Source organism: Sphaerisporangium rhizosphaerae, from assembly GCF_042665155.1.
Taxonomy (GTDB): Bacteria; Actinomycetota; Actinomycetes; order Streptosporangiales; family Streptosporangiaceae; genus Sphaerisporangium; species Sphaerisporangium rhizosphaerae.
Genome location: NZ_JBHTCG010000047.1, coordinates 42,626 through 52,927 on the forward strand (window position 1 = coordinate 42,626; position 10,302 = coordinate 52,927).

Here is a 10,302-nt window from a genome sequence, read left to right on the forward strand (position 1 = left end):
AACCGGACGTCCGGCGGGCGCCGGAGCGGCGGCCCGCGGGCGGGTGAGCCGCCGCCATCCGATGGTGTCTCAGGTGGGCTATTTGGCGGGTTTGAAGGTGGCGGCGAGGGTGTCGAAGAGCTTCTTCTTCGCCTTCCAGTCCTTGTCCTCGGTCTTGAACAGCAGCGCGTAGCCGTTGTGCTTGTCGGTGACGAAGCCGCGGTCGATCACGCGCGACCGGAAGCGGCTGTCGCCGAAGGTGAACTCCCAGTCGGCCGCGGTCTTCCAGTAGCCCTTGACCTCCCTGATGGCGACCAGCCGGTAGCCGGGGAAGTTGCGGCTCATGCCCGGCACGTCGCGCCGCCAGACCTTCAGGGCGTCGGACTCGGGGCTCCCGGTGTGGTGGACCTCCAGGTAGGTGTGGGAGTCCCCGCGGAAACGCACCTCCCCGTTGCCCCGGCCGTCCACGTGCCACCCCTTGGGGAGGGCGAGGGAGAACCCGCTGGAGTGCTTGTACTTGTGCCACCCCTTGGGGACGCCCGCCGGACTGGAGGAAGTCGGCTTGGGGGAGGACGTCGGCTCGGCCGTCTCGCTCGGCGAGGACGACGCGTCCCCGGACGGCGCCGGGGACGCCCCGGAGGACGGCGGGGCCGTCCCTCCGGCGCCCGTGGGGTCGCTCGAAGCGGCTGAGGAGTGCCCGCCGGACGCCGCGCCGCCCGAAGGGGTGTCGGAGGCCTCGCGCGCGCCCAGCCACATGGCCACGCCGGCCACGATGAGCAGGGCCGGGATGGCGACCAGGACGACGCGCAGGAGCGGCACCGGCCGCCGGGGGCCGCCGGAGCCGTCCTCGTCCGGCGCCATGGGGACCACCGGCGGGGCGATCGAGGTGGCGCCGTGGCCGGTCATGTCGTCATAGGCCGACGGGGCCGGGCCCTCGTAGGAGGCGGCCAGGGCCTCGGAGGAGGCCGCGGCGGGGGAGACGGACGAGCCGCCATAGGGGCGTTTGCGCGTCTCAGGCCGGGTGTGCGCGTCGGTGCCGCGCGCGCCTGGTCGTCTCGGGACGTTCGTCGGACGCTGCGGCTCACCGGCCTTGGCGGGGGCCGCGGGCTCGGCGGACCGCTCCACGGGACTTGCGGGCCTGACCGGCTGGACGGGCGCCTTGACCGGCCGCCCGGCAGCCCTGCCCTCCGGGCGGGACGGGGCCGTGGACCGCGGGCCGGCCGGCCCGGGGAGGTCGGCCTCCGCGGACCCGGCGGCCTGTTCCCGCTCCGCCGGGCTCCTGCCCGCGTCCGCGAGGTGGTCTTCCCGCTCGGCTTCGTTCTCGCCGCTTTCGAGGTCCCGTCGCCGGGCCTCGTCGTCGTCCGTGAGGCGCCGGTCCCGCGCCGCGTCGCCGGTCGAAGAGGTGCCGGCGGTCCGCGTCGACGCGGGGACACCGGCCTCCTGCTCGCCGGCCCCCGCGGACCCGGCGTCCGGCGCGGCCTGCGCGCCCTCTCCGGCCGTCCGAGGCGTCCGAGGATCTCCGGTCGTGCGCGGCCGTGCGGTCTTTCCCGCGGCGCCCGCCGCCGCGAGCCCGGCCGCCGCCGCGGCGGCCTTCCCCGCCGCCTTGCCCGCGGCCGGCGCCTCGGCCGGGACCTCGGCCCCTCCGGGAGCCTCACCGGGGGAAGGCTCGGCGGAGGGGGCCTGCTTGAGCGACTGGACCTTCTCCAGCGCCCCGGCCCGGTCGCCGGACCCGGCCTCCGCGCCCGTCCGCGGCGGGGTCTGCTCGGGCTGCCCCGCGGGGCGGCGGGCCGGCTTGGGCTGCTTGCGCGGCGGGCTGGTGGGGGGAGTGGGCAGCGGCGTCGCCGGCAGCGTCCGCTGGGAGGTGGTCGGGACGCTGGAGCGGTCCTCGGCGATGCTGCGCAGCATGCGCTCGGCCTGGTCGGCGCTCAGGCGGCTGTCGGGGTCCTTCTCCAGCAGGCCGGACAGGACGGCGCCGAGGCGGCCGGCGCGCAGCGCGGGCTCGGGCTCGTCGTTGAGCACGGCGTGCATCGTGGCCATCGCCATGCCCTTGTCGTGCGGCGGGCGGCCCTCGACCGCCGCGTACAGCGTCGCGCCGAGCGACCACAGGTCGGACTCGCGCTGGGCGGGGTAGCCGCGCAGGCGTTCGGGGGCGATGAACGCGGGCGTGCCGACCAGACCCGTGCGGGTCATCGTCGTGTCGGTCTCCATGCGCGCGATGCCGAAGTCGGTGAGCACCACCCGGCCGTCATCGGTGAGCAGCACGTTCTCGGGCTTGACGTCGCGGTGCAGCACGCCGGCCGCGTGCGCGCTGCGCAGCGCCTCCAGCACCTGCAGGCCGATCTCGGCGACCATGCGCACCGGCAGCGGCCCGTCGTCGCGCAGCACCTGGCCGAGCGAGCGCGAGTCGACCAGCTGCATGACGATCCAGGGGCGGCCGTTCTCCTCGATGACGTCGTGGACCACCACGACGTTCGGATGCGCGAGCCGGCCCGCGGCCCGCGCCTCTCTCAGCGTGCGGCGGTTGAGCTCGGCGACCTCGTCGTCCTGGGGGTCACCGGGATAGCGGACCTCCTTGACGGCGACGGCCCGGTCGAGCAGCTCGTCGTGCGCCCGCCATACGATGCCCATGCCGCCACGGCCGATCGGCTCCAGTAGCTGGTAGCGGTCGGCCACGCGGCGTCCCTGTCGCCGTTCGCCCGGCCGTGCTTCCGACATCACCCGCCGCTACCCCCTTTCAGGCGAATGAATCGTCCCATAGAGGTGCGCACGTGCAAACGCGGCGCCGCTCGATCAGTCCGCAATGTGAGACGCGGCGTCCAGCAAATGGCGGATCTCTGTTACCCTTGAGGCCGTGACTTGCTATTTCGTGGTCTTCGGCCCGGCTCCGGGAGGGCCGGTCGCCGTCACGATCTAGCGACAACCGGAGCCGGCAGAGGCGGAGACGAGCGGTCTTCGTCCTTTCGTCATTCAACGACCCCGCCGGCTCGCGGGTGACGCGGCCGGCGCCCACCACAGGGAGCCGACATGTCATCGACCGGGCGACCGGGCCCGCAGGCCGTACAGATCGGGAGCCTCACCGTGGGCGCGGGGCCGGCCGTGGTGCTGGGCGGCGACCCCGCCTCCGGGACGGGTGCCGACGGGCGCTGGGTGCGACCCGGCGCCGGGCGCGCCGCCGAGGCGCTGGCGCGGGCCAGATCCGCCTGGGACGGTCCGCTGCTCGCCGAGCCGGCGTCCCATGACGACCTTCCCGCCCTCGCCGCGCACGCCGACGGGGTGGTGCTCGCCGCTCCGGCGTGGTCGCGCGACCCCGGCTTCGCCCAGGCCGTGTGCGCGCTCGCCCTGCCCGTCGTGCTGACCCGCACCGCGGGCACTCCGCTGGAGAAGTGGCTGGAGGCCGCCGGCCGGTGCGCCGGGGCGGGGGCGCGAGGCGTGGTGCTGTGCGAGGACGGCGACCCCGGCGACGCCCTGGCCGCCGACCTGGCCGCGGCGCTGGCCGCCGGTGAGCGCTCGGGCCTGCCCGTGATCGCCGCGCCCGGCGGCGACGCGGGCCTCGCGGCGGCGGTCGTGGCCGCCGGGGCGGACGGACTGTGGCTCGGGCCGCGGGCCCCGGCGGCGGTGGTGGCGGCGGCGCGCGAGGCGGTGACCGTGGTCGGCGCCCTGGTACGCGACGAGAACCCCGCCACGGTGGCGGCGGCGCGCGAGGCCATCGACCGGGTGGACGCGGCGCTCGCCGTCCTGCTGGAGCGCCGCGCCGGCCTGGCGGGCACCATCCAGCGGCTCAAGCCGGTCGGCGGCTTCGCCGGGCGCGACATGGACCGCGAGCGCCGCCTGGTCGCCGCGATGGCCCGCCGCGCCCCGCGGCTCGGCGAGGAACTGCTCGCGCCGGTCATGAACGCCGTCATCGAGGCCGGGCTGCACCTGGCCGAGCGAGAGCGGGCCGAGACGGCCAGGCCCGCCGGGGACGCGGCGTCGGCCGCGACGGGCGGAGGGCCGCCGGCGACGGCCGGGACGGGCGGGGCGCCGGGCGGCGACACGCGGGAGAATGGAGGCGAACACGCGCCCGACGGCGTCCAAGGCGGCTCACAAGGCGGCTCCGACCAGGGCGACCTGCGTGATCGCGCGGCCGTGCGGGCCCTGGCCGCTCCGGTGCCGGATCACGATTGAGACCGGCGGGCCCCGTGTGCCACGAGAGGCGCCCGGCACGGCGTAGGCTCTCATCCGCCGCACCGGATCGAGGGGAGAGGGACGGCCCGCATGGCTGAATCGTTTGTGCATCTGCACGTTCACACCGAGTACTCCATGCTCGACGGAGCGGCGCGGTTGAAGCAGATGTTCAAACAGGTCGGCGATCTCGAGATGCCCGCCATCGCGATCACCGACCACGGCAACATGCACGGCGCCTACGACTTCTACAAGCAGGCGACCGGGGCCGGCATCAAGCCCATCATCGGCATCGAGGCCTACGTCGCCCCCGCCTCCCGCCACCAGAAGAAGCCCGTGCTGTGGGGCGAGCCGCACCAGAAGCGCGACGACGTGTCGGCGGGCGGCTACTACACCCACATGACGATCTGGGCGCGCAACGCCACGGGCCTGGGCAACCTGATGAAGCTCTCCTCGCGCGCCTACACCGAGGGCTTCGTGCGCAAGTGGGCCCGCATGGACGCCGAGCTGCTCGCCGAGCACGCCGACGGCCTGATGGCCACCACCGGCTGCCCCTCGGGCGAGGTTCAGACCCGCCTGCGCCTGGGCCAGTACGACGAGGCGCTCGCGGCCGCCGCCCGCTACCAGGAGCTGTTCGGCAAGGACAACTACTACCTGGAGATCATGGACCACGGCCTCGACATCGAGCGCCGGGTCCGCGACGGGCTCACCAGGATCTCCGCCGACCTGGGCATCCCGCCGCTGGTGACCAACGACTCCCACTACACCTACGAGTCCGACTCCACCTCCCACGACGCGCTGCTGTGCATCCAGACCGGCAAGCAGCTGTCCGACCCCGACCGGTTCCGCTTCGACGGCAGCGGCTACTACATCAAGACCGCCGACGAGATGCGCGCGGTCGACTCCTCCGACCTGTGGGCCGAGGGCTGCCGCAACACGCTGCTGGTCGCCGAGAAGGTCGACCCGGCCGGCATGTTCACCTTCAAGAACCTCATGCCGACCTTCCCCATCCCCGAAGGCCACACCGAGGAGAGCTGGTTCCGCGAGGAGATCGAGCGCGGCATGCGGCGCCGGTTCCCCGAGGGGGTGGACGAGGAGCACCAGCGGCAGATCGAGTTCGAGATGAGCGTCATCCTGCAGATGGGGTTCCCCTCCTACTTCCTCGTCGTCGCCGACTTCATCATGTGGGCCAAGAACAACGGCATCCGGGTCGGCCCCGGCCGAGGCTCGGCCGCCGGGTCGCTGGCGGCGTACGCGCTCGGCATCACCGACCTCGACCCGCTGCCGCACGGCCTGATCTTCGAGCGGTTCCTCAACCCCGACCGCGTGTCCATGCCCGACGTCGACATCGACTTCGACGAACGCCGGCGGGCCGACGTCATCCGGTACGTCACCGAGAAGTACGGCGCCGACAAGGTCGCGATGATCGCCACCTTCGGCACCATCAAGGCGAAAGCGGCCATCAAGGACGCCGCCCGCGTCCTCGGTTATCCCTACGCGCTCGGCGACAAGGTCTCCAAGGCGTTCCCGCCCGCGGTGATGGGCAAGGACATCCCGCTGTCGGGCATCTTCGACAAAGATCACCCGCGTTACAACGAGGCCGGTGAGCTGCGCAAGCTGTACGAGGAGGACGTCGACGTCAAGGCGGCGATGGACCTCGGCCGGGGCCTGGAGGGGCTGATCCGGCAGACCGGCGTGCACGCCGCGGGCGTCATCATGTCCTCGGACGTGCTCACCGACTACATCCCGATCATGCGCCGCGACTCCGACGGCGCGATCATCACGCAGTTCGACTACCCGACCTGCGAGACGCTCGGCCTGCTCAAGATGGACTTCCTGGGCCTGCGCAACCTCACGATCATCGACGACTGCCTGAAGATGATCGAGGCCAACACCGGCAACATGATCGACCTGCTGAAGCTGCCGCTGGACGATCCCAAGACCTACGAACTGCTCGGCCGGGGCGACACCCTCGGGGTGTTCCAGCTCGACGGCGGCGGCATGCGCTCGCTGCTGCGGCTGATGAAGCCCGACAACTTCGAGGACATCTCCGCCGTCGGCGCGCTCTACCGGCCGGGGCCGATGGGCGCCAACTCCCACACCAACTACGCGCTGCGCAAGAACGGCCAGCAGGAGATCACCCCCATCCACGAGGAGTTCCGCGAGTCGCTGGCGGAGATCCTCGGCACGACCCACGGCCTGATCGTGTACCAGGAGCAGGTCATGGCCATCGCGCAGAAGGTCGCCGGGTTCTCGCTCGGCAAGGCCGACCTGCTGCGCCGCGCGATGGGCAAGAAGAAGAAGGCCGAGCTGGACAAGCAGTTCGCCTCCTTCGAGCAGGGCATGAAGGACAACGGCTACTCCGCCGCGGCCGTCAAGACCCTGTGGGACATCCTGGTCCCCTTCTCCGACTACGCCTTCAACAAGGCCCACAGCGCCGCCTACGGGCTGGTGTCCTACTGGACCGCCTACCTCAAGGCGAACTATCCGGCCGAGTACATGGCGGCGCTGCTCACCTCGGTCAAGGACGACAAGGACAAGTCGGCGCTCTACCTCAACGAGTGCCGCCGCATGGGCATCAAGGTGCTGCCGCCGGACGTCAACGACTCCGACTTCGACTTCACCCCGCGCGGCACCGACATCCGCTTCGGCCTGTCGGCCATCCGCAACGTCGGCGGCAACGTCGTCGACGGCATCATCGGCGCGCGCAAGGAGAAGGGCCGCTTCGGCGACTTCAAGGACTTCCTGCGCAAGGTGCCGGCACTGGTCTGCAACAAGCGGGTCATCGAGTCGCTGATCAAGGCGGGGGCGTTCGACTCGCTCGGCCACGTGCGCAAGGGCCTGGTCATGGTGCACGAGCAGGCCGTCGACGCCATCATCGACATCAAGAAGAACGAGGCCATCGGCCAGGACAGCCTGTTCGGGGCGATCGACGGGGCCGAGGACCAGACCTTCGACGTGCAGATCCCGGCGGGGGAGTGGGACAAGTCCACGCTGCTGGTGTTCGAGCGCGAGATGCTCGGCCTGTACGTCTCCGACCATCCGCTGTTCGGCGTCGAGCACATCCTGTCCTCCGGCGCCGACTGCTCGGTCGCGGCGCTGCAGTCCGACGACCGTCCCGACGGGCAGGTCATCACGGTGGGCGGCATCCTCACCGGCCTGCAGCGCAAGGTCACCAAGAAGGGCGACACCTGGGTGCTCACCACCCTGGAGGACCTCGAGGGCGCCATCGAGGTCATGATCTTCCCCTCGGCCTACCAGCTGTGCGCCACCGTGCTGGCCGAGGACGCCATCGTCTTCGTCAAGGGCCGGCTCGACAAGCGGGAGGACGTCGCCAAGATCGTGGCGATGGAGGTCACCGCCCCCGACCTGTCACAGGAGGCCGGCGGCCCGCTGGTCGTCAGCATGCCGGTGACCCGGTGCACGCCTCCGGTGATCGGCCGCCTCAAGGAGGTCCTGTCCACCCACCGCGGCACCACCGAGGTCCACCTGCAACTGCACAGCGGCTCCAAGACCACCGTGATGCGCCTGGACGACCGCCTGAGGGTCGCCACCTCACCCGCCCTGATGGGCGACCTCAAGCAACTCCTCGGCCCCGCCTGCCTCGGCGTCTGACCCCCTCTCCCGTGGCCCCGCGACCCCATCAAGGCCGCGATGACGGCCCGGTCAGGCGGGTGCGGCCGACGCGGCGGCGCGCAGGGCGGTGCCGACGTCGCCGGTGATGGGGTCACCGTGACCGCCGCCGAAGTCGCGGCCGCGCGTCCGAGACGGTCGCGGATCCGCTCATGGCGCGCCCACCAACGGCGAATCCGCTCATAGCGGAAAGATCGCCGGCGTGCGGCATGGCGCGTCGATCGGCCCCTACGGCCTGATCACCATGGCCGGCGACGAGGGGTACACCCCGCGCGAGGGTGAGTGGTCCAGGGTCCTTGGCCGAGGGTTTCCACGGGTGCGAGCCTCGTTTTGGGTGCTTACCGGTGGCCATCTAGCTCACTGGGTGTGACGGCGGGGAGGTGAGGGTGTCCCAGGCGGCCATCGCGCAGGTGATGACCGCTTCCAGCTCGGCGCGGTCGGCGCCGTCGCGGGCTTGTACGGACAGACCTTGCACCACGGTGGTGTAGTAGCGGGCGATGGCGTCGAGGCCCGCGGGCGGCGCGGTGAGATCGCCGTCGGTGACGCCGCGGGCGAGCCGGTCCCTGATGGTGCTGAGCATGTCACGCCGCAGGTGGGCCAGGAACTCCCGGACGGCGTGGTTTTCCACGGTGCCGGTGGGTGCCGCCAGGATGAGCATGCAGTAGTGCGGGGTGTCCGGGCGGGTGATCTCATCGGCGGTGGCGTGCAGCATGGCGTGGATCGCGCCGCGGGCGGTCGGCTGGTCGCGCAGCGCGCGCCTGGGCGGCTCGCCGGAGGTCGTGCCGTAGAGCGCCATGACCTTGCGGAACAGATCCTCCTTGCTGCCGAAGCAGGCGTAGATGCTGGCCGGGGCGATTCCCATGGCCTGGGCCAGGTCGTTGATCGAGGTGCCCTCGTAGCCCCGTTCCCAGAACAGGTCCAGCGCTTGGCGCAGGGCGGTGTCGGGGTCGAATGTGCGCGGCCTGCCGCGAGCAGCCATCCAGGGTCCCTCCGGATTTGTTTATCGTTCGATTCACTTTACCTTGACCTGCACCACTATGGCATGCCAGGTTTGTTGATCGTTCGATAGGAAAAAGGAGCCGATCGTCATGAGCATCCCCTCCACCATGCGCGCTTTGCAGCAGACGTCGCTGAACGGCCCGCAGGACCTGCGCCTGACCCCCGACGCGCCGGTACCGAGCCCCGGGCCGGGCGAGGTCCTGATCCGTGTCACCGCCGCCGGTTTGAACTTCGTCGACATCTCGCAGGCCCGAGGCACGTTCGCGGGCGGCCCGCAGCCGCCGTATCTGGCGGGCATCGAGGCCGCGGGTGAAGTCGCCGCCGTTGGCGAGGGGGTGACCGGCCTGGAGCCCGGCGCCCACGTCATCGGCGTCGGCATTGCCGGCGGGGCCTTCGCCGAGTACATGGTGCTGCCGGCGGTCGGCGCGGTCCCGGTGCCGACAGGCTGGGCCGATGAGCAGGCCCTGGGCATGGTCGTGAACTGGCCGACGGCGCTGGCGGCGCTCAAGCCACTGGGCGGCGTCGCCGCAGGACAGACGGTGCTGATCCATGCCGCGGCCGGCGGGACCGGCCAGGTCGCGGTGAAGATGGCCAGACACTATGGCGCGACGGTGATCGCCGCGGCCTCGCCGGGAAAGCACGAGGTGGTACGGGCGCTGGGCGCCGACCACGTCATCGACTCCCGCGGTGGTGATATCGCCGCCGAAGTCCTGGCGTTGACCGGCGGCGCAGGCGCCGACCTGGTGCTGGAGTCGGTCGGCGGCGCCACCCTGGAGGCCAGCCTGGCCGCGACCAAGCGGGTCACCGGCCGGGTCGTCGTCTTCGGCGTGGCCGGCGGCGGAGCCGCGATCACCAACTGGGACCTGGTCTATAAGCACCAGGTCCACCTCATCGGCCTGAACATCGGCACCCTCATCCAGGCCGCACCGCAAATCTTCGGCGAGGTCATGGGCCAGTTGTTCGGGCTTGTATCGGCCGGGGTGCTCGGTCCCGGCCGGCCCACCGTGCATGAGCTGGCCGAGGGGCCCAAAGCGCTCGCGGAACTGGAAGGGCGGGCCACCGTAGGCAAGCAGGCACTGCGGCCTTGAACAGATCGCGGCGCCGGCCGGCGGGTCCCCGCCGAGTCACGACCGTGAGGATCGAAGCCCGGCACCGCAGGGAACACCACCTACCGGAGCGTGCCCGCCGGCGCCCGCAGCGACGCCTCGGCGATCGGAAAGAACGCGATCAGGCGGCCGACGGCCAGCACACGTCGGCACTGGCCTCGCGCCTGCTCACCGCTCCGGCCCCCCCGGGGGGACGGCCGGCCCGGTGATCGTGGGGTTCAGCGGGTCCAGGTCCATTTCTGGTTGGTGCCGCCGTGGCAGGTGTAGAGCTGGATGGTGGTGCCGTTGGCGGTGCCTTGTCCGGTGGCGTCCAGGCACAGTCCGGACTGTACGCCGGTGATGGAGCCGTCGGAGTTGTAGCGCCACTGCTGGTTGGCGCCGCCGTGGCAGGAGTAGATCTGGATCTTGGCGCCGTTGCCGGTGC

Annotated in this window: 6 protein-coding genes; 3 read left to right on the plus strand and 3 right to left on the minus strand. The window is 71.9% G+C overall.

The window, feature by feature from the left end; all coding sequences use genetic code 11:
* Positions 1-78: 78 nt before the first annotated feature.
* The gene (locus ACFQSB_RS37440; protein ID WP_380831878.1) at positions 79-2,652 is read right to left on the minus strand and encodes a serine/threonine-protein kinase; all 2,574 of its coding nucleotides are present in this window, start codon (positions 2,650-2,652) and stop codon (positions 79-81) included.
* Positions 2,653-3,003: 351 nt separating this feature from the next.
* Between ACFQSB_RS37440 and ACFQSB_RS37445 the strand changes: the two genes are divergently transcribed.
* Together ACFQSB_RS37445 and dnaE are read left to right on the plus strand one after the other, a co-directional pair.
* Complete coding sequence (locus ACFQSB_RS37445) at positions 3,004-4,143, plus strand: chorismate mutase (protein ID WP_380831880.1); 1,140 nt, start codon at positions 3,004-3,006, stop codon at positions 4,141-4,143.
* Between the two features lie 90 nt (positions 4,144-4,233).
* On the plus strand, positions 4,234-7,755 hold the full coding sequence (gene dnaE, locus ACFQSB_RS37450) for a DNA polymerase III subunit alpha (protein ID WP_380831882.1): 3,522 nt from the start codon (positions 4,234-4,236) through the stop codon (positions 7,753-7,755).
* 370 nt (positions 7,756-8,125) lie between these two features.
* Here the strand turns inward: dnaE and ACFQSB_RS37455 are convergent, their stop codons facing one another.
* Positions 8,126-8,752, minus strand: a complete 627-nt coding sequence (locus tag ACFQSB_RS37455; protein WP_380831884.1) for a TetR/AcrR family transcriptional regulator — start codon at positions 8,750-8,752, stop codon at positions 8,126-8,128.
* 109 nt (positions 8,753-8,861) lie between these two features.
* On the opposite strand from ACFQSB_RS37455, the gene ACFQSB_RS37460 reads away from it, so the two are divergent.
* Complete coding sequence (locus ACFQSB_RS37460; RefSeq protein WP_380831886.1) at positions 8,862-9,860, plus strand: NADPH:quinone oxidoreductase family protein; 999 nt, start codon at positions 8,862-8,864, stop codon at positions 9,858-9,860.
* Positions 9,861-10,096: 236 nt separating this feature from the next.
* Here ACFQSB_RS37460 and ACFQSB_RS37465 read toward each other — a convergent pair.
* A partial coding sequence (locus tag ACFQSB_RS37465) for an RICIN domain-containing protein (protein ID WP_380831888.1) occupies positions 10,097-10,302 on the minus strand: 206 nt, incomplete at its 5' end.

Coding starts and splice junctions, on each gene's coding strand:
- ACFQSB_RS37445 (WP_380831880.1), top strand. CDS start 3,004: ATGTCATCGACCGGGCGACCGGGCCCGCAGGCCGTACAGATCGGGAGC.
- dnaE (WP_380831882.1), top strand. CDS start 4,234: ATGGCTGAATCGTTTGTGCATCTGCACGTTCACACCGAGTACTCCATG.
- ACFQSB_RS37455 (WP_380831884.1), bottom strand. CDS start 8,752: ATGGCTGCTCGCGGCAGGCCGCGCACATTCGACCCCGACACCGCCCTG.
- ACFQSB_RS37460 (WP_380831886.1), top strand. CDS start 8,862: ATGAGCATCCCCTCCACCATGCGCGCTTTGCAGCAGACGTCGCTGAAC.